We start from the raw sequence: 22,816 nt of genomic DNA on the forward strand, positions 1-22,816 counted from the left end.
CCACCTCCGTTCGCGACTGCGGGGCTCGCAGACCCGGCTCACTCCTCGCGCTCACCGTCGGTCCTCCAGGTCGCCCTCGCTGGCCAGGTACGTCTCGCGGAGCCGGTCCAGGGTGTCCGGATCCGGCTCGGCCCACAGGCCGCGGTCGGCGGCCTCCAGGAGCCGCTCGGTGATGCCGCGCAGCGCCCACGGGTTCGACTGCTCCAGGAACGCGCGGGTCTCGTCGTCGAACAGGTACGCCTCGGCGAGGCGCTCGTACATCCAGTCGTCGACGACGCCGGCGGTGGCGTCGTAGCCGAACAGGTAGTCCACGGTGGCCGCCAGCTCGAACGCGCCCTTGTAGCCGTGGCGGCGCATCGCGGCGATCCAGCGCGGGTTGACGACCCGGGCGCGGAACACCCGCCGGGTCTCCTCGCCGAGCGTGCGGGTACGGACGTCGTGTGGCATCGCCGAGTCACCGACGTACGCGGCCGGCGCGGCGCCGGTGAGGTGGCGGACCATCGCCACCATCCCGCCGTGGTACTGGAAGTAGTCGTCGGAGTCGACGATGTCGTGTTCGCGGGTGTCCTGGTTCTTCACGGCGACGGCGATGCGCGCGAAGGAGCGTTCCATGTCGGCGCGCGCCTCCCGCCCGTCGAGCCCGCGCCCGTACGCGTAGCCGCCCCACACCGCGTACACCTCGGCGAGGTCGGCGTCGCTGCGCCAGTTCCGGGAGTCGATGAGCGGCAGCAGCCCGGCCCCGTACGCCCCGGGCTTGGACCCGAAGATGCGCGCGGTGGCCCGGCGCTCGTCGCCGTGCCCGGCGAGGTCCTCGGTGACGTGGGCGCGGACGAAGTTCTGCTCGAGCGGTTCGTCCAGCCCGGCGACCTGCCGTACCGCGTCGTCGATCAGCGCCACCACGTGCGGGAAGGCGTCCCGGAAGAAGCCGGAGATGCGCACGGTCACGTCCACGCGGGGCCGGCCCAGTTCGGCGAGGGGCACCACCTCGACGCCGGTGACCCGCCGGGACCGGTCGTCCCAGACCGGCCGGCAGCCGAGCAGCGCGAGCACCTCGGCGATGTCGTCGCCCTGGGTGCGCATGGCGCTGGTGCCCCAGACGGTGAGGCCGACCGAGCGCGGATACTCGCCGGTGTCGGCGAGGTGCCGGGCGAGCAGCGAGTCGGCCAGGGCAACGCCCACATCCCAGGCGTTGCGGCTGGGGATGGCCTTCGGGTCGACGGAGTAGAAGTTGCGGCCGGTGGGCAGCACGTTGACCAGGCCGCGGGTGGGCGAGCCGGACGGGCCGGGCGGCACGAAGCCCCCGTCGAGCGCGCCCAGCACCCGGTCGATCTCGTCGGTGGTCCGGTCCAGCCGGGGCACCAGTTCGGTGGCGGCGAAGCGCAGCACGGCGGCGGCGTCCGGGACCGGCCGGCCGGTGACCTCCTCGACGACGGCCTCGGCCGTGCCGGCGTCCCAGCCGAGCGTCTCCATCCCGAGCACGAGCCGCCGGGCCAGGGCCTCGACGAGGTCGACGGCGTCGGCGGCGGTGGCGGCCGGCCCGTCGACCGTGTCGGTCAGCGCCTCGGGCACGGTCATCCGCTGCCCCGGCGCGGCGAGCAACGCCTGCTCGTCCAGGCCGTAGCTCTCGGCGAGCGCCTGGCGCAGGCCGGGCAGGGCGCGGGCGCCGCCCCACACCTGCGGGGCGCGCAGCACGGCGAGCACCAGGTTGACCCGCGCCTCGCCGGTGGGCGCGGCGGCCAGCACGTGCAGGCCGTCGCGGATCTGCACGTCCTTGACCTCGCACAGGTAGCCGTCGAGGTGCAGCACGAAGTCGTCGAAGTCGTCGGCGCCTGGCATCTCGGCCTGGTGCAGGTCGTGGTGCAGCTCGGCGGCCCGCACCAGGTCCCAGATCTGCCCCTGGACCACCGGCACCTTGGCCGGGTCGAGGGCCTGCACGGTCGCGTACTCGTCGAGGAGCTGCTCCAGTTTCGCCAGGTCCCCGTACGTCTCGGCGCGGGCCATCGGCGGCACCAGGTGGTCGACGACGACGGCGTGGGCGCGGCGCTTGGCCTGCGTACCCTCGCCGGGGTCGTTGACGATGAACGGGTAGACCAGCGGCAGGTCGCCGAGCACGGCGTCCGGGGCGCAGTCGGCGGCCAGCCCCAGGCCCTTGCCAGGCAACCACTCGAGGGTGCCGTGCTTGCCGAGGTGCACCACGGCGTCCGCGCCGAAGCCACCGTCCGCGACGGGTGCGGCGAGCCATCGGTACGCGGCCAGGTAGTGGTGGCTCGGCGGCAGGTCCGGGTCGTGGTAGATGGCGATCGGGTTCTCCCCGAAACCGCGGGGCGGTTGGATCAGCAGCACCACGTTGCCGAAGCGCAGCCCGGCGAGGACGATGTCGCCGCCGTCGGTGTACAGCTCGCCGGGCGGCTCACCCCAGTGCTCCCGCATCGCCTCGCGCAGCTCCGCGGGCACCTCCTGGAACCACCGCCGGTACGTCTCCCCGGGCACCCGCGCCGACGCGGCGGCGAGCTGCTCCGGGGTGAGCCACTCCACGTCGTGGCCACCGGCGGCGATGAGCGCGTGGATGAGCGCGTCCCCGTCGTCGGGGACGGGTGTGTCACCCAGGTCGTACCCGGCGTCGGCCAGCGCGGTGAACAGCCGCACCGCGCTCGCCGGGGTGTCCAGGCCGACGGCGTTGCCGACCCGGGAGTGTTTCGTCGGGTACGAGCTGAGCACCACCGCGAGCCGCTTGCCGGCGTTGGGCACGTGCCGCAGCCGGGCGTGCCGCACGGCGATGCCGGCCACCCGGGCGGCCCGCTCCGGGTCCGGCTCGTACACCGACAGCCCGTCGGCGTCGATCCGCTTGAACGAGAACGGCACGGTGACGATCCGCCCGTCGAACTCGGGGATCGCCACCTGCATGGCCGCGTCCAGCGGGGACAGCCCGGCGTCGCTGCCGGCCCACTGCTCACGGGTGCTGGTGAGGCAGAGGGCCTGGATCACCGGCACGTCGAGGGCGGCCAGCGCGCCGACGTCCCAGGCGTCCTCGTCACCGCCGCCGGAGGCGTCGGCGGCCACCGTGCCACCGGCGGCGAGCACGGTGACCAGCAGGGCGTCGCACCGGGCGAACAGCCGCAGCGGGCCCGCGCCGGCGGTCAGCCCGCGCAGCGAGCCGCAGAAGATCGGCAGCGCGTTCGCGCCGGCTGCCTCGACGGCATCGGCGAGGGTGTCGACGAACGCGGTGTTGCCGGCCAGGGCGTGCGCCCGGTAGAAGACGATCCCGATGGTCGGCCGGTCCGGCTCGGCCGGCCGGTCGCCGTGGATCCCGTACGCCGGGGTGGGGGCCGGCGGGGCGAAGCCCTCGCCGGTGAGCAGCACCGTGTCGGACAGGAACCGGGCCAGCTGCGCCAGGTTCTCCGGACCGCCCTCGACCAGGTAGGACAGGGCCTGGGTGGCCACTCCGGAGGGCACCGTGGAGGCCGCCATCAGCTCCGCGTCCGGCACGCTCTCCCCGCCCAGCACCACCGTCGGCACACCGGAGGCGAGCACCGCGGCCAGCCCGTCCGGCCACGCCTGCCGGCCGCCGAGCAGGCGTACGACGGCCAGGTCAGTGCCGTCGACCAGCCCGGGTACGGCGTCGGCGGCGACCCGGGCCGGGTTGGCCAGGCGGTAGTCGGCGGCGCTGGCCCGGGCGGCGAGCAGGTCGGTGTCGGCGGTGGACAGCAGCAGGATGCGCACGAGGGGGCTCCGGAGAGTGACGCCCGCGCCGGTGGTGGACTCGGCTGGACGAGGCGGGAGGGGCGGATCAGCGCGACGGCGCCGGTGTCACGTCACCCGGCGCGTCGGCGTGGCGGCGCAAGCGGTCAGCGGCGCGCGGTGGGATGACCTGCCGGCGGGGCGTCGAGCACGCTGCCGGCCCGGTGGCCGGTCGCGGGCGCGCTGGCACGCACGGAGCGGATACGACGATCGTCGTCAATGGCGGAGACGCGGTGCGTCATCGGGTCCTCCTCGGGTGTCCACGCCCTGGGGTGTACCGACGGCCGAAGTATCCTGGCTCCCGGATCGACGCTCACCCCCGGCCTTCCAACCGCGCACGCGCGGTCGTGACTCGCGAGGGGGGATCGCTCCCCGGTGACAGTGGCGGGACCGCGCCGGAATCGCACCGGCTTCCTTCACTGCCGTCCGGCCGCGAATGCTGCCACACCGTCGGCGCCCGGTCAACGCGCCGTTCCGTTCATGGAGCGGGAGTGAGCTCATGATCGGTTGTCCTGCCTTGCGGTGGGACGGCAGCCCGCTGATCCAGCACCGCCTTCACCCGCTCCAGCGCCCAGTTGTGCGCCGTGCGGGCAGCGCCCGCATGGCCCGCCAACGCCCGCTGCTGCGTCGGAGACAGGTCGAGGGCGAACCGGTACGCCTGGATGACGCTCAGCCTCTTCCGGTGCCCCACATCGGGCACACTAACCACCGACTACGACATCAACCCCAACCAGCCGCGCCCCGCTGCACCGCGCCCGACGGACACCCGATCAACACCCCGCCACAACGCGCCAACGCGCACCAACCCCTGCTCGACTGCCGACAGTTGACTACCTCCATGGCATGGTCGGGTCCATCTAGAATCGAACGGGTGTCGGACACCGATGAGCAAGGCACCACCGGGATCGAGTTCCATCACGTCGCCGGCCGGGTGTGGGTGACCCCCTTCGACCCGGATCCGGACTGGGTCCAGCCGTCCGTCGCGCTGATCGCGGACGAGCGCGGCAGCGTGCTGGTCGACGCGGGTCAGAGCCCGGCGCACGCCGCCGAGATCCAGACGGCGCTGCGGGCCGCCGGGCTGCCGGAGCCGCGCTGGTTGGTCTACACCCACCACCACTGGGACCACGTCTGGGGCGCCTGCGCCTGGCCGGGCGTGGAGATCGTCGGTCACGTCACCGGCGCGGACCTGCTGCGCGCCGACGCGGCCCGGCCTTGGAGCACCCGCTACCTGCGCGAGCAGGTTCGCGCCAACCCGCGACTCGGGCCGAGCTTCCGGGCCCGGGCGCTCGCCATGGACTCCTGGGACGGTTTCACGATCCTGCCGCCGACGCGGACGTTCACCGACGAGCTGAAGCTGCCCACCGGGGTCCTGGTCCGGCACGTCGGCGGCCACCACGCCCCCGACTCGACCGTGATCGCCGATCCGGGCTCGGGGGTGATGATCCTCGGCGACAGCTGGTACCCGCCGCCGCTGCACCTGCGTTCACCCGACGACGGCCCCGACCTGCCCCTGGTCCGCCGACTGCTCACCGACGACATCGACTGGTACGTCTCCAGCCACAGCCCGACGATGACCCTCGACGAGGCGCGCGCGGCCGTGGCGGAGTGATCCACTCGATGCCGCCGGCATCGGGCGGTCCGGGCCATCCCGGATGGCGCTATGCCGGCGTCATGGCGTGGATCTCCGCGTCGGCGGCCGGGCGTGCTCAGCGGGCGCGGCGCTCCGGGTGGGCCCGGTTCCAGGCCCGCATCCGCTCCGGGTAACCCGTCTTCGCGGCCTCGTACAGCGGCAGGGCGAGCCGGTTCGCGAGGGCCGCCGCCACCCGGGGCGAGCCGGTCCGGCGGCGGATCCACTCGCCGTCGTGGGCGATCGCCACCACCGTCGTGTCCGTCGCCGTGGTCTCCGGTTCCAGGTAGAACTCCACGCCGGCCCGGCTGGCCACGAACGCCTCCAGCGCCGCCAGGTCCTCCCGGGTGCCCTCGCGGTCGAGCTTCGTCGGCGGCCCGTCGGCCCCCCGCGTACGCGACCGCCGGCTGAACCAGCCCATCGCAGCTCCTTCCCCTCGGCGTGACCTCCAGTGCACCACCGTCACCTGGCAGTTCCCTGTACGGCCCCTGGTGATCGGATGATGACGTGCCGGTCGAATCCCCACGGTTCGCCCGGCACTCCATCACCTGATCATGGGCGGCTAGGCTGCGCGCGTGGGTGTGGCGACCGAGGACGCGGTACGGGACAACGCGGCCTGGTGCGATCTGGTGTGCCGCACGCACGGCCTGACCGGGGTGAGCGACGCCGATGCCTGGTCGGTGCCGCGCCGCTCGCCGACCTGGTACCCGGACGCGGTGACGCTGCGGCCCGGCGTCGACGCGACCAGACTGCTCGACCGCATCGACGCCGATCCGGGCGCCTCGGTGAAGGACAGCTTCGCCGACCTCGACCTGTCCCCGTACGGCTTCCGGATCCTCTTCGACGCACAGTGGATCCACCGCCCGCCCGACGCCGCCCTCGCCTCGCACGACTCCGCCGCCGGCCGGCACGGCCCGCCGCTGACCCCGGTCACCACGGCCGAGGCGCTCGGCGCGTGGGCCGAGGCGCACGGCGGCGGCCCGTTGTTCCGGCCGGCCCTGCTCACCGACCCCCGGGTCACCGTCCTGGCCCGCCTCGACGCGGGCGCGGTCGCCGGCGGGGCGATCCTGCACCGCTCCGGGCCGGCGGTCGGCGTCTCCAACGTCTTCGCCCGCACCGTCCCGCCAGCGGAGATCTGGGCGGCGCTGGTCGGGGCCGCCCCAGGGGCGGCGCTGGTCGGCTACGAGTCCGGCGACGACCTCACCGTGGCGCGGTCGGCCGGCTTCCGACCGATCGGCCCCCTCCGGGTCTGGCTCCACGACTGACCGGCCGCCGGTAGGCCGCTCGGTCTCAGCGGGACGGCGGGCGGGTCACCGGCACCAGCGCGAGGGTCGGCAGCAGCAGGATCGGCACGACGAGCAGGGCGTGCAGCGTACCGACCCGGTCGCCGAGCAGGCCCAGCAGCGGCGGGCCGGCGAGGAAGGCGGTGTAGCCGATCACGGCGACCACACTTACCCGGGCGGGGGCGCGGTCCTCCTCGTCGGCCGCCGCACTCATCCCCACGGGGAAGCCGAGGGACGCGCCGAGCCCCCAGAGCGCCACACCCGCGACGGCCACCGGCCCGGAGCCGGCGAGCACCGCCACGCCCGCGCCGAACACGGCGAGCAGGATCGTCGCGGTCAGCACCCGCACCCGGCCCCACCGGTCCAGGGCGAGGGTGCCGAGGGTGCGGCCGAGCGTCATGCCCACGACGAACACCCCGAACACGGCGGCTCCGGCCGCCTCGCTGAGGTCGTACCCGTCGACGAACGCGACCGCGACCCAGTCGTTGGCGCTGCCCTCGGCGAACGCCATGACCAGCACGAACAGTCCGATGAGCAGGGTCCGGGGCTCGCGCCAGGCGGCGAGCAGCGCGCGGCGGCGGGTCGCCGGGGAGGTGGTGTCGGCGGCCGGCGTCGTCTCGGCGGCCGGCAGGAAGGCCCGGGCGCCGAGCACCGTTCCGGCCAGCACCACCACCGCCGTCAGGGCGAGGTGGACGGACACGGGGACGCCGAGCCGGGCGGCCCCGGCGCCGAGCCCCGCCCCGGCCACCGAGCCGAGGCTCCACGCGGCGTGGAACCGGGGCATGATCGTGCGGCCGAGCCGCCGCTCGACGGCCGCGCCCTCGATGTTCATGGCGACGTCGCAGGTGCCGGAACCGTAGCCGAGGGCGAACAGACCGATCGCCACACCGGCCAGCGAGCCGGCCGTCCCGGCGCTGATACCCGCGACCGCCAGGCCGAGCGCGACGAGCAGGGTCGCCAGCACGACCGTCCGCGCGGTCCCGAGGCGTTGGGCGACCAGACCGGAGGTGGGCATCGCCAGGATCGCCCCCGCCGACATGGCGAGCAGCAGCAGCCCGAGGCGGCCGGCGCTCAGGTCGAGCGCCTCGCGGACGGCCGGCACCCGGGAGAACCAGGAGGCGACGGCGAGGCCGTTGAGGGCGAAGACCACCGCGACGCCGGTACGGGCGGCCAGCACCTGCCGGGGCGTGACGGACGGGCCGGCCGGGGCGATGACGCTGCTCACGAGCGATGATCCTCTCCGGTGGGAGCGTTCTCCCGGGAACCCTCTCACAGCCCGCACCGTCACCACCATCGACCATGGCGCTCCTTACCAACCAGCGGGACGGCGGCGCGCCGGGTTTACCGGTGGCCAGCCGGGTAACCCGCGCACACCTACCGAGGACGAGGGGACGGGAGCCCGTGGCCGAACCCGCGACGCCGCACCGGGCGCCGGAGGAGAACCCCCGGCACGGTCGGCTCACCGCGCGTCCCGGGCCGCCGTCGGTCCGGGCCGCCACCGGCCTGGTGCCGTTGACCGACGCCGCGGGCGATCCCCTCGCGATGGTGTACGCCCCGGAGCCGGCGGACGGCCGGCCGTACCGCCTGGTCCTGCTGCTGCACGGTGCCGGCGGCTCGGCCCGGCAGGGCCTCGACCTGCTGCTCCCGGTCGCCGACACGCACCGCCTGCTGCTGGTCGCCCCGCAGGCCGCCGCCAGCAGCTGGGACCTGATCGTGGAGGGCTTCGGCGTCGACGTCCGCCGCATCGACACGCTGCTCACCAGCGTGTTCGCGGGCCACCCCGTCGACCGGGTGGCGTTCGGCGGGTTCTCCGACGGCGCCTCGTACGCCCTCTCCCTGGGCCTGACCAACGGCGACCTGGTCGACGCGGTGGTGGCCTTCTCCCCCGGCTTCGCCGCGCCCCTGGTCACCCACGGCCAGCCGCGGGTGTACGTCTCGCACGGCGTCACCGACCCGGTCCTGCCGGTCGACGCGTGCAGCCGGCGGCTGGTGCCCCGGCTGCGCTCGCTCGGCTACGACGTGACCTACCACGAGTTCCCCGACGGGCACGAGGTGCCCGCGGAGATCCGCGCCGAGGCCGCGAGCTGGCTCACTGGCACCTGACCGGCCGCCGCCGCGCGAACCCCGGTCCGCGCCCGCCCGGCCGCGTGCCCACTCAGCGGCCGGGCAGCCCGAGCGCCTCGTCGACCCGGGTCAGCACGGCGGCGTCGTCTTCGGCGCCCACGCCCCGCAGCAGGTCGATGGCGGTGGCCCGGACCTGACCGACGATCATGGCGAGCGGCAGCGTCCCGCCCGGCGTGTACAGCCGGCCGGCGGCCCGGACCGCCGCCAGGGCGTCCCGCTCGGCCCGCTCGGCGTGCCGGTCGGCCTCGGCGCCGGCGCCGTCGAGGTCCGCGGCGAGCGCCGCGCCGGCCGCCTCGACGGCCCCGGCGAGGCGACGCAGGACGTCGCCCAGCGCTGGCGGCGGCGGGGTGGGCAGCCGGCTCAGGGTCACCCCGGCCCGGGCCAGCACCCGGACGTTGCGGACCACGTAGTCGATCTGGTGCAGCGCGCCGTCGACCGACTCCAGCCGCCCGAGGTGCCGCCGACGGCGTACGTGCAGGCGCAGCGCCTCCCCGGCGGCGCGGACGCCGTCGCGGAGCCGGTCCACCGCGGCGTCCATCCCCCGGGCCCGCTCGAGGATCGCGAGCGCGGCCTCGGAGTCGTGGCGGTCGAGCGCGTCCGCGACCTCGGTGACCAGCCCGGCCAGCCCGTCGAAGGTGTCCCGGACCTCCCCGGTCAGCGGGGCGAGCGGCCGGCGCGCGACCACGAGCTGGCTCACGACGACCGCGACCGCCCCGCCGATGAGGGCGTCGACGAACCGGAACGGCACCAGCGAGTCACCGGGCGGCGGGACCGCCACCAGGTACAGGGCGGAGACGGCCGCCTGCACGAGGGTCACGCCGGTGGCGCCGACGGTCACCGCCAGGGCGACGGTGAGCAGGATGACCGTGAAGACCGTCCCGGTGGTGCGCGGGCCGAGCGCCTGCACCACGAGGTCGGCGACCAGGACGCCGGCGGTGACCCCGAGCACCACCTCCACTGCCCGGCGGATCCGCTGCCCGCGCGCCTGCCCGAGCACGATCAGCGCGGCGGCGGGCGCGAAGAACGGCTGCGGGTCGCCGACCAGGTCGGCGGCGAGGAACCAGGCGACGGTCGCGGCCAGGGTCGCCTCGACCACCGGCCGCCATCCGTGCCGCAGCCGCCCGGCGGCCGTCCGAGCCCACCCCCACCGGATCATCGCCGCCTCCTCACCGCCCGGCGGCGAGCGTAACGTCGGACGCCGGTCCGGGCTCCCACACCCCGGTCGCCGCGGTCGCGGCCGCGTAGCCGGCGAAGTCGCGGGCGGGCCGGCCGAGGGCCCGGTCGACGCCGTCGGCCAGGTGCGCGTTGCGGCCGTCCAGGACCTCCGTGAACAGGTACGTGAGCAGGCCCACCACCTCGCCCGGGACGCCCTCGGCGGCGAGCTGCGCCGCGTACGCCTCGGTGGTGACCGTCGTGAAGTGGACCTCGCGGCCGGTCGCGGCGGCGATCTCGGCGACCGCCTCGGCGAAGGTCAGCGCCCGGGGTCCGGTCAGCTCGTAGAGCTGCCCGGCGTGCCCGTCCCCGGTGAGCGCCGCGACCGCGACGTCGGCGATGTCGTCGGCGTCGACGAACGGTTCGGGCACGTCCCCGACGGGCAGGGCGACGACGCCGGCGCGCACCGGGTCGACCAGGTGGCTCTCGCTGAAGTTCTGCTGGAACCAGCTGGCCCGCAGCACCGTGCCCGGCACCCCGGCGTCCCGCACGGCGGCCTCGGCGTGTTCGGCCTCCGGCTCGCCGCGGCCGGAGAGCAGCACGATCCGGCGAACGTCGTGCGCGGCGGCGCGCCGCGCGAACGCCGCGACGGCCTCCGCGCCGCCGGGCGCGGCCAGGTCCGGCTGGTACGTCAGGTAGGCCGCCTCGACACCGGAGAGGACCGGGTCCCAGCCGGCCGGGTCGGTCCAGTCGAACGGCGGGGTGCCGGCGCGGGAGCCGAGCCGGACCGGAACGTCGAGGTCGGCGAGGCGGTGGGCGACGCGGCGGCCGGTCTTGCCGGTGCCGCCGAGGACGAGAGTCAGGTTCGCTGTCATGTGGACAGTCAAGCCGTCGGCGGCGAGACGGTGAATGGCTGAGGGTCGTGCTGCCATACGCGTACGTCTACAGTAAGAGCGTGGATCCGCTCACCGGACTGCTCGACGGGCCGCGGGCCCGGGGCGCCTTCCTGCTGCGGTCGATGCTCGACCCGCCGTTCTCGCTGCGCATCGAGGACCGCGCCCCGCTGACCGTGGTGGCGCTGGTCCGGGGCGACGCGTGGGTGGCGCCGGACGACGGGCCGGCGGTCCGGCTGCACCCCGGCGACGTGGCGGTGCTGCGCGGGCCCGACGGCTACCTGGTGGCCGACGACCCGGCCACCCCGCCGCAGGTGGTCATCCACCCCGGCCAGCGGTGCACCACGATCTACGGCGAGCCCCTCGCGGAGAGCAGGGCGCTCGGCGTGCGTACGTGGGGCACCAGCCCGACCGGCGCGACGGTGCTGCTGACCGGCACCTACCAGCTCCCCGGCGAGCCGGGCCGGCGGCTGCTCACCGCCCTGCCGCCGCTGGTCACGGTGAACGGCGACGACTGGCGCAGCCCGCTGGTGCCGCTGCTCGCCGAGGAGGTCATCCGCGACGCCCCCGGTCAGGCGGCCGTCCTCGACCGGCTGCTCGACCTGCTCCTGATCGCCGCGCTGCGGCACTGGTTCGCGCGGCCCGGCGCGGCACCCGCCTGGTACGTGGCCGCCGCCGACCCGGTGGTCGGCCCGGCCCTGCGGCTGCTCCAGAACGACCCGGCCCGCCCCTGGACGGTGGCCGCCCTCGCCGCCGAGGTGGGGGTCTCCCGGGCCGCCCTGGCCCGCCGCTTCACCGACCTCGTGGGCGAGCCGCCGATGACGTACCTGACCGGCTGGCGGCTGGCGCTCGCCGCCGACCTGCTCCGCGAGCCGGACGCCACCCTCGGCGCGGTGGCCCGCCAGGTCGGCTACGGCAGCCCGTTCGCGCTGAGCACCGCGTTCCGGCGGGTCCGGGGCGTGAGCCCCCGCGACCACCGCCTGGCCGCCGTGGAAGGCTGACCGGCATGGCGGATCGGCACGCGATCGTGGTGGGTGGCGGGATCGGCGGGCTCGCGGCGGCGGTCGCGCTGCACCGGCACGGCTGGCGGGTGAGCGTCCTCGAACGCGCCGCCGAGCTGGGTGAGGTGGGCGCCGGGCTGACCCTGATGGCGAACGCGCTGCGCGCGCTCGACGCACTCGGGCTCGGGGACGCGATCCGGTCCCGGGGCGTGCCGGACACGCCGGGCGGGCTGCGCACGTCGTCCGGCCGGTGGCTGTCCCGGGTGGACGCCGCCGACGTGACCCGGCTCCTCGGCACCACCGCGCTCGGCATCCACCGCGCCGAGCTGCACCGGATCCTGCGCGACGCGCTCCCGTCCGGCGCCCTGCGCACCGGGTCCGAGGTGACCGACGTCGACCCGGACACCGGCGAGGTGCGCCTGCGCGGGTCGACCAGCCTCCGGGCCGACCTGGTGGTCGGCGCCGACGGGCTGCGCAGCGTCCTCCGCAACCGGCTCTGGCCCGACATCCCGTCCCCGGTGTACGCGGGCAGCACCGCCTGGCGCGCGGTGACCACCGTCGCCGGGCCGGTGCCGACCGCGATCAGCTGGGGCCGCGGCACCGAGTTCGGGATGGTGCCGATCGGCGGCGACCGGATCTACTGGTTCGCGGCGGTCGCCGCCCCGCCGGGCCTGGCGGTCCCGGACGAGCCGGCCGCCGTGCGGGAGCGGTTCGGCGACTGGCACGACCCGATCCCCGCCCTGCTCGCGGCGACACCGCCGGAGTCGGTGATCCGCACCGACCTGTACCACCTCGCCACGCCACTGCCGTCGTACGTGCGCGGCCGGGTGGCGCTGCTCGGCGACGCCGCGCACGCGATGACGCCGAACCTTGGGCAGGGCGCCGGACAGGCCATGGAGGACGCGGTGGTGCTCGGCGCGGTCTGCGCCGGCACGACGGCCGCCGGGGTCCCGGAGGCGTTGCGCGGGTACGACCAGCAGCGCCGCCCCCGCAGCCAGGCGATCGCCCGCGCCTCGTTCGGTATGGGACGGCTCGGCCAGCAGTTGCGCAACCCCGCGGCCGTCGCGGTGCGGAACACGCTGATACGCCTGACCCCCACCCGGTTGGCGCTGCGGAACATGGCCCGGTACGCCGACTGGCACCCGCCGGCCGCGTCCCGCTGACGGTGCGCGGCCCGCCCGGCGGGCGGCCCGGGTCGCGGCGGCGGCTCGGGTCGCGCGGCCGGCTCCGGTCGCGCTGGCCCGTCAGCGGACGGCCGGCTCCGCGGCGCTGGCGGTCAGGTCCGCGTACGCCGGTGAGTCGAGGAAACGCGCCAGCATCTCGGCGGTGCCCGGCGTGTAGGGGCGGCCGTCGCGGACCTCGTCGACGGTGAGGAACACGATCGCCGCACCCTCGCCGAGCACCACGTCCTCCTGCCGCGCACGCGTCGCGCCGCAGAAGTAGTGCTTGGCCAGGCCCTGCTCCGGCAGGTCCTGCCGGGCGAAGAGCCGGAGCGGCCCGGCCGGGGACAGCCCGGTCTCCTCGTGCAGCTCCCGCAGAGCCGTCTCCTCGGGGCTCTCCCCCGGCTCACCGTGCCCGCCTGGCAGGCCCCAGGTGTGCGGGTAGTAGGGCGCGTTGCCGTCGCGCAGCTGCATCAGCAGCCGGCCGTGCGGATCGACGAGCAGCACGCAGGAGATCGGAACCATGCCGGGCAGCGTAGCGGGCGCCACCGACGGCGAGGCTTGCGTGGCCCCGGTGCCCAAAACCCGACGGCGTCATCTCCCGCTTCCGGTGCCACCATGGACTCAGGTTCCCGACGCGAGGGAGCGGGCCATGGTCGCCGGAATCGTCAGCGCGGTCCTGCACGTCGTCGCGGGCGCCACGCTGGGCGCCCTGGTCGCCGGCCCGGTCGGGCTGCTCGCCGGAGCGGCCTCGGGGCTGATCCCGGGTGCCGTGTTCGGCGGGGCGGTCGCGGCCACCGGGGCCTACCCCGGTGGACGGCGCGGCGTCGCCCTGTTCCTGGTCGACCACACCTGGAGCCTGCCCAACACCGCGCTCGGCGCGATCTACCTGGCCCTGCACCTGGCGGCCGGGCACACCCTCGACGCGTCGTGCTCCCGGCACGCCTGCCGGGTCAGCGTCGTCGAGGGCGTCTGGCCCCGGTACGCGACCACCCTCGGCACGGTCTGCGCCGGCAGCAACCCGCGCATCCAGCGGCACGAGGACACGCACATCCTCCAGGCGCGCCTGCTCGGCCCGCTATACCTGCCACTGGTCGCCGCCAACTACGTGCTGTTCACCGTCCTGCCCATCTGGTGGCTCTGGCACGACCACGCGGGTGCCCCGATCGACCGGATTCGCCGGTACTTCGAGGTGGGCGTCTACCCGCACGTCTGGCACGAGGCGCACGCGTACCGCGTCCAGGGCCGGCCACCCCGCTGAACCCCGTGGCGCGGGTCGGGTAGAAGTGGGTCATGGAGTTCCCCGCGCACCTCGCCACGATGCCGATGCACGCGATCACCGAGATCCACGGCGAGCCGGGCCTGCTCGCCCGGTTCCGGCTCGAGATCCGTGACTTCGACGAGGCCGAGCGGGAGCGCCTCACCGAGGCCCTGGACCTCGCGGCCCGCCTGCACCGCGACGACCGGCGGGTCCGTGAGCCGTACCTCAACCACCTGCTGCGGGTGGCGATCCGCATGTTGCACCACTACCGGGTACGCGACGTCGACGTCATCGTCGCCGGCCTGCTGCACGACACCGTCGAGGACCATCCGGCCGAACTGGCCGGCGACCGCGCGGCCGGGGACGTCCGCGCCGCCGCGCTGGCCACGCTCGCCGACCGGTTCGGCCCGCGCGTCGCGCGCCTCGTCGCCGCCGTCACCAACCCGGTGTACGACCCCGACCGCGACCGCCACGTCCAGTACCGGGAGCACGTGGCGGCCAGCCTCGACCAGGAGCCGTGGGCGCGGGTCATCAAGGTCTCCGACTTCACCGACAACGGCGTGGGCGTGATCCACTCGGTCGGGCCGAAGGTGCCGACCTGGGCCGCGAAGTACCGCCCCCTGGTACCGGTGCTGCGCGACCTCGTCACCCGCCCGGACACGCCGCTGGCGCCGCCGGTGAAGCGGCACATCCTCGACCAGCTCGACCTGGCCGAGGAGCGCTTCAGCGCGATCCTCGACGCGCCGGCACACCCGAACTGACCGGCGGGATCGCCTCCGGCACCCCCGCGGCCGGCTCCGGACCCCACGCGACCGGTGGAGCTGCCTATGCTCTGCGAGGTTTCCCCTGATCATGGGGGCTGGGGACGAGAGAGAGGCGCAATCATGCGTGTGGCACGCGTACTCGTGCCATTGGCCGTCGCGGGCATGGTGCTCGCCGGCTGCGGCGACCGCACGACCGGCGGCGCCACCTGGTCGGCTCCGTCGGCACCGGCCGGCAACGGCGTCGCCGACCTGACGGCGGAGGAGATCCTGAAGAAGACGAACGCGGCCCTCAAGGAGGCGGGGTCGTTCCACGTCAAGGGCGAGCTGAACGACGAGGGCAGCAAGCTGTCCGTCGACCTCAAGGTCAAGGGGAAGGATCTGGCGGGCACGCTCGGTCTGAGCGGCCAGAGCCTTCAACTGCTGCTGGTGGGCGGCCAGCCGTACTTCAAGGCCGACGAGACCTTCTGGAAGGAGAGCGGTCCGCGGGGAGAGGGCATGGCCCAGCTGATCGGCGACCGGTGGGTCAAGGTGGCCCGGGACGACAAGAACTTCGGCAGCCTCTTCAAGCTCGCCGAGGCGGCCGGGAATCTCGAGCCGGACGGAAAGGCCACCAAAGGCGAGGCCAAGACCATCGACGCCAGCCCGGTGATCACCCTCGTCGACGAATCCGACAAGAGCACGCTGTACGTGGCGACGACCGGTGAGCCGTACCCGCTGCTCACCATCGGCCCCGACAACCTGGGCCAGTTGGCTTTCAGCGAGTTCGGGGAGCCCTTCCCGGAGATCAAGAAGCCCGCCGCGAGCGACGTCATCGACTTCACCAAGCTCTGATCCGACCGTGACGGAGAGCTGACCGTCACGTTCACCAGTCGGGCCCGTGCGCCGTACCGGCGTGCGGGCCTGACCGCGTTCCGAGGTTCCCCAAGGCTTCGGGTCACCGCCGCCCGTTCAACCGGAGGTGCGTGCAGGGGCTCGGCGAGCAGGGGCGGCGGGGCGAACATGCGCACGATCGCCACCGTGGGCAGGCCGAGCAGCACCCCGGCGGTCGCGAGCAGCAACTGCCCGGCGTCCGGGCCGAAGCCGCTGTGCAGGGCCACGAAGGCCAGCATCCCAGCGTTGTCAGGCGGCCTTGAACACAGTGTCAAGGTGCCACTCAAGGAACTCCGGGTTCGGACGATCCCTGCGCTGCTCCGGCAAAGTGATCAGCTCCCCTGCCTTGGCGTAGAACTGATCGCCGTTCCCGAACTCGCTGCGAAGCCGCGGGCTCACCACCAGACGGTACCTGGGATCCACACCCAGATAGCCACGGTCAAAGAGGATGTGCACGTCTGACTTGAGCAGCAGGCCGTTGTCCAGGCGGTGCTCGCCGCCCTTCGGTAGCGGTCGGATGTGTGCCGCCTGAAGCACGGGCTGAACCTTGTTGCCGGTTATCGCGCAACGGCGCCCGTAAGCGCCGAGCACGACAGCCTTGAACGCTTGCTGACCGAGGCGCTGCGGCGCCAGTCTCGGGTCGCCGTACACGGGGCCCGGCCGGTGCCATGGCTGGCTGAGGTCGAGGTCCACGGTCGTGCCGATGAGGCGATGTATCAACAGCTCGAAGTAGTCGCGCGTCTGAACGTCAGCGAGGTCGTACGTCTTGCCCTGCACCACGTTCGGCGCGAAGTCCCGAGGCGGCCCGACCGTCGACGTGTCACCGAAGAAGTTCACGTCGCGAATGAAGATGCAGCCGATGAACGGATCCTCGTCCGATCCGATCGCCTGTTTGCGGTAGCGCCCGACGCTGTTGCGCATGTCCGCCACGGTCGCGGCACCGTTGGCCTCGCCGAACAGTTCCCACGCCTCAGAGATGCGGAGTCGCTCGAAGCCGCTGAAGAAGCCGCCCCCTATGACGCGATTCAGCGGATGGTGTGCCTTGAAGAAGAAGGGCTCTCCGATCGTCAAGGCACGGAAGCTACCTCCCGACGGTCGCCAGAAGTTCACCTCGTTCAGATGTGGCCGAGCCGCCAGAAAGCGGTACCACCTCTCGTCGGTCACACCAACGTAGGCCCTCACGAGACGACCATGCCCTTACGTTGATCTCTTCGCTACCGGCTGATCGGTCGATGCGTTCGAGAGATTCGGGTTCAGGGCTCGCGCATCCAGAGCTTCGGGTCGTTGACGAAGACACCCTTGCCCTGATGGCGCCAGATCACCCGCAAGGCTTCCAGCCGCACGTAGACCTGCTTGACGGTCGACGGACTGACCTTGTGCATTGCAGCAAGCTGCGTGATTGAAGGCAGCTTGTCTCCCGGCTTGAGCTTCTTCGCTCTGATGTCGGCGACGATCTCGTCGGCGATGCGGATGTAGTCGGCGGTGATCGGCATGACTCCCCCTGCGTGGCATGCCAATTCGATCACGCAACGACACCCCGCAACAACTCATCGTTTGACTAAGGTGACTGGGACAGCTAAGTTGAAGACCGCCTCTCCCCTTGCGTGGCAACAAGGAGCAGAGGCATCCCCCTGGTCGGGGCGGGTGCGCGTGCCCGTCCCGACCCACCGGACTGCTCCGCTGTCGTACCGCTGAACTGAGCTGCGGCGGCGGAGCGGGCGGGTCGTCCGCGGCCGGCGTGCGGACGGCCCGCCCTTCCACCTACCGACCGAGCCTTCGCTCCCGGCTGCACCGGAAAGGATCTTCGTCTCGTTCGTCACCGTTCATCGAGGCGCACGGTCCCGCGCTCCCGCACCTTGGGCGCGGTCGCGGCTCCGTCCGGCCACACCTGCATGTCAGTTAGCAGACTGGTCCTACCGCCGCTGCTGCAGGGCGGCGGTCACCGCCTTCGCGTCGAAGCGGGCCGGGTCGAAGTCGGTCGGCTCGTCCAGGTCCAGCCAGTCCAGCCGGTCCTGGTGCTCGGGATGGGTGGGGTCGCCGAGGATCTCCACCAGATCGGCGTACCCCCACACTCCGCCGCAGTCATCCGGCGGCGCCGCACGCCGCCCGCCGACACAGCGCGGGTACGCCACGGACGCGTCCCGGTCGAGGACCTTCTCCACGAGGATGTCGTGTTCCCAGTTGTCGCCGAAGTCGTACGTGTACCGCAGCTTGTCCCCGACGGCGGGGGCGACCTGCTCCAGGGTGACCCGCGACGCGGCGCGGTGGCCGAGTTCCGCGTCCAGGCGGCCGAAGCTGCCGTACGGGGTCTCGAAGACGTGCAGGTGGCTGTCGTTCCAGCCGAAGGCGATCTGGATCAGCTCGTGCAGCCGGGTGAGGCTGACGTCGGCGGGCACCTCGAGACGCCGCCAGATCGGCGGACGGGCACCCCGGAGACTCACCTTGACCTGGTAGATCGGCGCCGGTCCGTCGGACTTCTTGCGCTTCGCCGGCAGGCTGACGGGTCGACGCTGGGCCGGTACGGCACCGCCCCGCTGCCCGGGGATCAGGAGATCGAGCAGCGCGGAGATCGAGGCGACGTCCAGTTCGCCGTCGTGCCCGGGACCCCGTCTGCGACGTCGGGGCTCGGGGAGCGACCGTATCCAGCTGCGAACCAGCAGGGCCAGAGCAGGGTAGCCGGGACCGTCCTCGTCGAGGAGGTCGTCCAGCACCTCGGGGTCGCCCTCGTCGTGCTCGACGCGGGCGTCCAGTGCGTCCTCCACGGCGCGGCGGAAGTCCACCGGCCGCAGCCTCTTCTTCGTAACGTCGACGCCACCGGCGCGCAGGTCGGACAGGAGCGCCTCGATCGCCTCGCCCCACCGGTCCGCCTCGATCAACAGGATCTGACCGGCGGCACCGCAGTCGCAGCCGTCCAGGCTGACGACGGCAACGTGTGACCGACCGGCCCGCTGGAACCTGCCAGCCAGCATGATCGTCGACCCCGCCGGCTCGGCGAACCGGATGCCCTCGTCGAGCGTGACCGGCGCGTCCAGTTCGGCGAGCCAAGGTGGCGCGGTGACTCCGGCACCGGTGAGTCGGCGGGCCGCCGCCGTCGCAGCCCGGCTGACCTCACCGTCGGTGACCGACGCGATTGCCGCCAGCATCGCCCGCGCCTCCGGGGTGGCCTTCGCCTCGAATGTCGGCACGAACAGACCCAGCACCGCCCGGTCGAAGTCGTCGCTCATGGACGCCCCGATCGCCAGCAACATCGAGGCGCTGATCTCCACCTCGATCGGATCCTGCATGGCGTCGATGTCGACCGATTGCGGGAGCAGGTCGCCAACCTGCCCCGGCGTCGCCTCCGCCCCGGTGCAGTACGGGCAGTCGCACTCGTCCGGTGCACCCACCACGACGAGCGGCGCACCGCCGCGCACCGATCGCTTCTTCCCGTTGCGGCGTCGACCACGGCTTACTGGGCTCACCCGCACAGTCTGCCGCACCCGCCCGGCCCGACCGCAACCCACGACACGCCGACAACGAGGACGCACCGCGCCGCCACCACCCCGTCGGGCGTGGATCTAGCCGCCGAAGCTCAGCGCCTGCCGCAGATCCACGTCGAGGCATTCTTCGTACTGCGGATCGGGCTCAGCCCCGGCAGCGCTGAGGACGGCGGGGCTGTGGGCGAACAACCTGGTGTAGTTGGACAGGTAGCCCATCGCCTTCGTATCCGCGTCGAACATCCGCTCAGTGTCCGGCGACTGCTCAGCCGGCTGCAGAAGACTCATGCGACTCCCCCGTACGCTCAACCGCAGACGGTACGCCGCCAGGACCGCCGGAGGCTGTCGGGAAACCGGCGACGGCGGCCTGCCGGAGCCGCCTGGACAGCGTGACGATCCCATTACCCGGCCATCGGATCCATCCTGCCCGTTGTCGCCGGGTCACCCGGGGCCGTTCTCCCGCCACGTCGGTGGGCGCGCCCCCGCGCGGCTGACGAGTGGGCGGCTCCGTCCTTGTTAACGTGAGGGAACACGGCGCGACCTCGCACCGAGGACGTCGGCGCCGCCGCATACCGTCGGGCATCCCCCTCGGCCGGGCGTCCATCCGGACGCGTCCCGCCCGGCCGCTCGATGACGCGTGGACCGGTCCACGGACGACGGAGGGGGACATGGCTGACGACCCGCAGCCGGAGGTGACCTCGCCGGACCGCCGGCCGTGGGTCGACCGGAGCCGTGAGGTCGCCCGTCGGGCACGGTCCCGTACGGCTTCCGGGTCACGGCGGACGTGGGCATGGCTGGTCGCCGGGGCGCAGCGCCTCCGGCCGTGGCTGGTCCTGGGATCACGGCGACTGTGGGCGTGGCTGGTCGGGATCGCGCGGAGGGTGAACGCCGCGGCCCGCGAGGGCCCGCCCCCTCCCCCGCCAGAGGATCCGGTCGAGCGACGCGAGCTGGCCGGCCCGATCACCGTGCCGGCGCGGGGGTACGTGTTCGCCTTCACCGTCCGCGCCGCGTTCACCTGGTCCGCGCAGGGTCTGCGGCCGGACCAGCTGGCCTGGTACGCGCACTACTTCATGCCGCAGGCGACCCAGCGCCTGACCCGGATCGCGGCGGACCTGGCCCGTACCGTCCCGCCGCAGCGCGCGGTCGAGCTGGAGGAACGGTTGCAGCGGGTGCTCGGTCGGCAGGAGCCGTGGTCGTTCGAACGCGGCGGAAGGACCGTCACCTGCCGGCCGGAGGCGTGGGTACGCCTCGACGAGCGGGTCCGGCGAGCCCTCCAGCCGTACTGGGAACGCCTGATCACGCTGGACTGCGAGTACGAGGAGCAGACGCGGCGCGCGCAGTACGCTGAGCGGATCAACCGGCAGTGGGCGGCGATCCTGGCCGACCTGGCTGGCGCCGACGTGCCCGAGGAGCTGCGCGAGAGGCTGGCCCGCGCCTGGGAGCACACGATGGCCGAGCAGCGGGCCGCCGCACAGTGGACCGGCGACCTCCTCCGCCAGCGCCGCCGCCACCTCTTCTTCGATCCATTCACCGAACTCAACGTGCCCCCGAAGCCCGCACCGACCCAGCCGCGGGCAGGCCGAGCCTCCGACGGCAGGGGGCGCCCGCCCAGCCCGGACCACCCGACCAGCCCGGACCGCCGAGTCAGTCCGGACAGCCCGACCAGCCCAGGGCGCCCGACCAGCCCCGACGCGGCAGGTTCGCCACCGAACTCGGAGAAAGGCTGAGCCAAACCCGCTCAGCCACGGCCGGAGAGGATGGCGAGGGTTTCGCGGCGGACCTCGTCCGGCTCGTGGACCAGGCGACGGTGGGAGAAGCGGACGGTCACGACAGCCATCGGCGAGACGGGTGAGCAGGGTACGCAGCGCGGCGCGGCCGGGCAGCCGCGGTAAGGGCGTGAGCGCGGCCCGCAGCCGGTCGGGAGTGGTGAGCCGGTCGTTGACCGCCCTGATCACCGGCCCGTGCCGCTCGGCGAGCGGGAGCAGCGGCCACGAGTCGACCAGCGCCGACTCAAGCCGCGTCACCGGCCGCCGGCCCAGGCCAGCGCGACGCGGCGGCCCACGATCGGCGCGACGCGACCGATGGCACGGTAGGCGTCTTGCTCCCCAAGGACCAGGTCCCCGGCCACATACACCGCAGGCAGCGCCCGAACGAGGTACCCCGACCGGCACGCCCGCCGCAGCGTCCACTCGGGCACGACCTGCCGAGCCAGTGCAGTGGCGACCACCCCGCCATGAGCCTCCACCAGATCACGCAGCACCCCGTCCACGCGCCGGAACCCTGCCGCCCCGACCTCGACCGAGCAACCGCCACACACTCGCTCCTGTGGACAAGAACGTCACTGTGGACGACAACCACGCACCGAGCCAACCGTGATATGCAAGATCGGATACGCGTGAGCGGCAGGAGGCCCGGCGTGTCGAGTCGGTGGAACGTATTGGATCTTGGCGCACGCATCGACGACGGGGTGCACGTCGATCTTCGCCCGCTGTTCGCCGGCTCGTGGGGCGCTCGTGACCTGGGCGGTGGACCGTACCGGCGTGCGTACTCCGGACGCTCCGACAGCCGTGCGCTTCGTGGCGCTCGGTGACTCGATCACCGTGGGTCTCGGCGACCCGATGCCCGACGGGACGTGGCGCGGGTGGGCCGCGCTGCTGGCCGAGAGCCTGGCCCCGCCCGGGCCCCACCTCCAGTTCCACAATCTCGCCCGCCCCGGCGCGCTCACGGGTGACGTGCTCCGCGACCAACTCCCGGCCGCTCTCGACCTGCGACCGACGATGGCCGCCGTGGTCGTCGGGGTGAACGACACGCTGCGCGCCCGCTTCGACGTGCCGGCGATCAGCGCGGCGCTGCTGGGGACGGTCGGCGCGCTGCGCCGGGCCGGGGCGGTGGTGCTCACCGCGCGGCTACCGGAGCCGGGCCGGATGTTCGGCCTGCCGCCGGGGCTGGCCCGGCCCCTGGCCCGGCGGATCGCCGCGGTGAACGCGGTCGCCGACCACGCGGCGGCGCTGCACGGCACCGTCCACTTCGACGCGGCGAACCACCCGGACACGTACCGCCGCGACATGTGGAGCGTCGACCGCCTGCACCCGAGCGAGCGGGGGCACCGGCTGCTCGCCGGCGCGTACGCGGACCTGCTGCGGGAGTGGGGCCTGCCGGTGCACCGCCGCCCGGACCCGCGACCGGGCAACCCGCCGCCGACCCGGGCGGCCCAGCTGACCTGGATGGCCGTGAAGGGCACCCGGTGGGTACGGGACCGCTGCACCGACCTGGTGCCGCAGCTGCTCTGGCTGGCCGCCGCCGAGTCCTGGTACACGATGCGGGGCGACGCCCGCCGCCTCGACGACCGCCTCGGCCGCGACCTGGCCGCCGCCCTCGCTAGCTGCACCGGCGACCCGACGGAAGAGGTCGATCCGACGGCCCGCGCCGGGCAGCCCCCGCCCGCCCTGGCCTAGCCACCGACCACC

At 73.9% G+C, this 22,816-nt stretch carries 22 protein-coding genes, 1 pseudogene and 1 riboswitch; of the genes and pseudogenes, 10 read left to right on the forward strand and 13 right to left on the reverse strand.

Features of this window, described 5'->3' with window-relative positions:
- Positions 1–51: 51 nt before the first annotated feature.
- The 3 genes and pseudogenes from cobN to ACTMS0_RS14385 form a co-directional block, all read right to left on the reverse strand.
- A pseudogene (gene cobN, locus ACTMS0_RS14375) lies at positions 52–3,723 on the reverse strand (cobaltochelatase subunit CobN); the annotation flags it as partial.
- A gap of 122 nt (positions 3,724–3,845) precedes the next feature.
- A complete protein-coding gene (locus ACTMS0_RS14380; RefSeq protein ID WP_441155668.1) occupies positions 3,846–3,980 on the reverse strand; it encodes a hypothetical protein in 135 nt (44 codons plus the stop codon).
- Positions 3,981–4,025: 45 nt separating this feature from the next.
- Positions 4,026–4,155: riboswitch (cobalamin riboswitch) on the reverse strand.
- Between the two features lie 61 nt (positions 4,156–4,216).
- A complete protein-coding gene (locus ACTMS0_RS14385; protein WP_441155669.1) occupies positions 4,217–4,447 on the reverse strand; it encodes a helix-turn-helix domain-containing protein in 231 nt (76 codons plus the stop codon).
- Positions 4,448–4,609: 162 nt separating this feature from the next.
- Between ACTMS0_RS14385 and ACTMS0_RS14390 the strand changes: the two genes are divergently transcribed.
- Complete coding sequence (locus ACTMS0_RS14390) at positions 4,610–5,347, forward strand: MBL fold metallo-hydrolase (RefSeq protein WP_441155670.1); 738 nt, start codon at positions 4,610–4,612, stop codon at positions 5,345–5,347.
- 97 nt (positions 5,348–5,444) lie between these two features.
- On the opposite strand, the gene ACTMS0_RS14395 is transcribed toward ACTMS0_RS14390, so the two are convergent.
- The gene (locus tag ACTMS0_RS14395; protein ID WP_441155671.1) at positions 5,445–5,786 is read right to left on the reverse strand and encodes a hypothetical protein; all 342 of its coding nucleotides are present in this window, start codon (positions 5,784–5,786) and stop codon (positions 5,445–5,447) included.
- A 154-nt stretch (positions 5,787–5,940) separates the two neighbouring features.
- On the opposite strand from ACTMS0_RS14395, the gene ACTMS0_RS14400 reads away from it, so the two are divergent.
- A complete protein-coding gene (locus tag ACTMS0_RS14400; protein WP_441155672.1) occupies positions 5,941–6,630 on the forward strand; it encodes a hypothetical protein in 690 nt (229 codons plus the stop codon).
- A 25-nt stretch (positions 6,631–6,655) separates the two neighbouring features.
- On the opposite strand, the gene ACTMS0_RS14405 is transcribed toward ACTMS0_RS14400, so the two are convergent.
- Entirely contained in the window at positions 6,656–7,873 is a 1,218-nt protein-coding gene (locus ACTMS0_RS14405) for an MFS transporter (protein WP_441155673.1), read from the reverse strand.
- A gap of 176 nt (positions 7,874–8,049) precedes the next feature.
- On the opposite strand from ACTMS0_RS14405, the gene ACTMS0_RS14410 reads away from it, so the two are divergent.
- On the forward strand, positions 8,050–8,751 hold the full coding sequence (locus ACTMS0_RS14410) for an alpha/beta hydrolase (RefSeq protein WP_441155674.1): 702 nt from the start codon (positions 8,050–8,052) through the stop codon (positions 8,749–8,751).
- 52 nt (positions 8,752–8,803) lie between these two features.
- Here the strand turns inward: ACTMS0_RS14410 and ACTMS0_RS14415 are convergent, their stop codons facing one another.
- A complete protein-coding gene (locus ACTMS0_RS14415; RefSeq protein ID WP_441155675.1) occupies positions 8,804–9,928 on the reverse strand; it encodes an FUSC family protein in 1,125 nt (374 codons plus the stop codon).
- A 10-nt stretch (positions 9,929–9,938) separates the two neighbouring features.
- Entirely contained in the window at positions 9,939–10,799 is an 861-nt protein-coding gene (locus ACTMS0_RS14420; RefSeq protein ID WP_441155676.1) for an NmrA family transcriptional regulator, read from the reverse strand.
- A gap of 80 nt (positions 10,800–10,879) precedes the next feature.
- Here ACTMS0_RS14420 and ACTMS0_RS14425 point away from each other — a divergent pair, with 80 nt between their 5' ends.
- A complete protein-coding gene (locus tag ACTMS0_RS14425; RefSeq protein ID WP_441155677.1) occupies positions 10,880–11,818 on the forward strand; it encodes an AraC family transcriptional regulator in 939 nt (312 codons plus the stop codon).
- A gap of 5 nt (positions 11,819–11,823) precedes the next feature.
- Complete coding sequence (locus ACTMS0_RS14430) at positions 11,824–12,981, forward strand: FAD-dependent monooxygenase (RefSeq protein ID WP_441155678.1); 1,158 nt, start codon at positions 11,824–11,826, stop codon at positions 12,979–12,981.
- An 81-nt stretch (positions 12,982–13,062) separates the two neighbouring features.
- Here ACTMS0_RS14430 and ACTMS0_RS14435 read toward each other — a convergent pair whose 3' ends face one another.
- Positions 13,063–13,503, reverse strand: a complete 441-nt coding sequence (locus ACTMS0_RS14435; protein WP_441155679.1) for an NUDIX domain-containing protein — start codon at positions 13,501–13,503, stop codon at positions 13,063–13,065.
- Between the two features lie 127 nt (positions 13,504–13,630).
- Here ACTMS0_RS14435 and ACTMS0_RS14440 point away from each other — a divergent pair, with 127 nt between their 5' ends.
- From ACTMS0_RS14440 to ACTMS0_RS14450, 3 genes are all read left to right on the forward strand, one after another.
- A complete protein-coding gene (locus ACTMS0_RS14440; RefSeq protein ID WP_441155680.1) occupies positions 13,631–14,239 on the forward strand; it encodes a glycine zipper family protein in 609 nt (202 codons plus the stop codon).
- A 32-nt stretch (positions 14,240–14,271) separates the two neighbouring features.
- Complete coding sequence (locus ACTMS0_RS14445) at positions 14,272–15,000, forward strand: HD domain-containing protein (protein ID WP_441155681.1); 729 nt, start codon at positions 14,272–14,274, stop codon at positions 14,998–15,000.
- 123 nt (positions 15,001–15,123) lie between these two features.
- Entirely contained in the window at positions 15,124–15,834 is a 711-nt protein-coding gene (locus tag ACTMS0_RS14450; RefSeq protein WP_441155682.1) for a hypothetical protein, read from the forward strand.
- A gap of 288 nt (positions 15,835–16,122) precedes the next feature.
- Here ACTMS0_RS14450 and ACTMS0_RS14455 read toward each other — a convergent pair whose 3' ends face one another.
- The 4 genes from ACTMS0_RS14455 to ACTMS0_RS14470 all read right to left on the reverse strand — a co-directional run bounded on the left by ACTMS0_RS14455 (position 16,123) and on the right by ACTMS0_RS14470 (position 19,637).
- Complete coding sequence (locus tag ACTMS0_RS14455; RefSeq protein WP_441155683.1) at positions 16,123–16,944, reverse strand: HNH endonuclease; 822 nt, start codon at positions 16,942–16,944, stop codon at positions 16,123–16,125.
- A 182-nt stretch (positions 16,945–17,126) separates the two neighbouring features.
- Positions 17,127–17,366 carry a winged helix-turn-helix domain-containing protein gene (locus ACTMS0_RS14460; protein ID WP_441155684.1) on the reverse strand — a complete coding sequence of 80 codons (240 nt, stop codon included), beginning with the start codon at positions 17,364–17,366 and terminating at the stop codon, positions 17,127–17,129.
- A gap of 420 nt (positions 17,367–17,786) precedes the next feature.
- Positions 17,787–19,286 (reverse strand): plasmid pRiA4b ORF-3 family protein, encoded by a 1,500-nt coding sequence (locus tag ACTMS0_RS14465; protein ID WP_441155685.1) that lies wholly within the window; start codon positions 19,284–19,286, stop codon positions 17,787–17,789.
- A gap of 144 nt (positions 19,287–19,430) precedes the next feature.
- Positions 19,431–19,637 (reverse strand): hypothetical protein, encoded by a 207-nt coding sequence (locus ACTMS0_RS14470; protein ID WP_441155686.1) that lies wholly within the window; start codon positions 19,635–19,637, stop codon positions 19,431–19,433.
- Positions 19,638–20,017: 380 nt separating this feature from the next.
- Between ACTMS0_RS14470 and ACTMS0_RS14475 the strand changes: the two genes are divergently transcribed.
- Positions 20,018–21,076, forward strand: coding sequence for a hypothetical protein (locus tag ACTMS0_RS14475; RefSeq protein WP_441155687.1), 1,059 nt, complete (start codon positions 20,018–20,020; stop codon positions 21,074–21,076).
- Positions 21,077–21,369: 293 nt separating this feature from the next.
- On the opposite strand, the gene ACTMS0_RS14480 is transcribed toward ACTMS0_RS14475, so the two are convergent.
- On the reverse strand, positions 21,370–21,618 hold the full coding sequence (locus ACTMS0_RS14480) for a hypothetical protein (RefSeq protein ID WP_441155688.1): 249 nt from the start codon (positions 21,616–21,618) through the stop codon (positions 21,370–21,372).
- 271 nt (positions 21,619–21,889) lie between these two features.
- Here ACTMS0_RS14480 and ACTMS0_RS14485 point away from each other — a divergent pair, with 271 nt between their 5' ends.
- Entirely contained in the window at positions 21,890–22,804 is a 915-nt protein-coding gene (locus tag ACTMS0_RS14485) for an SGNH/GDSL hydrolase family protein (protein WP_441155689.1), read from the forward strand.
- Positions 22,805–22,816 lie beyond the last annotated feature (12 nt).

The sequence above is a fragment of the Micromonospora sp. H33 genome (assembly GCF_052068455.1).
Taxonomy (GTDB): Bacteria; Actinomycetota; Actinomycetes; order Mycobacteriales; family Micromonosporaceae; genus Micromonospora.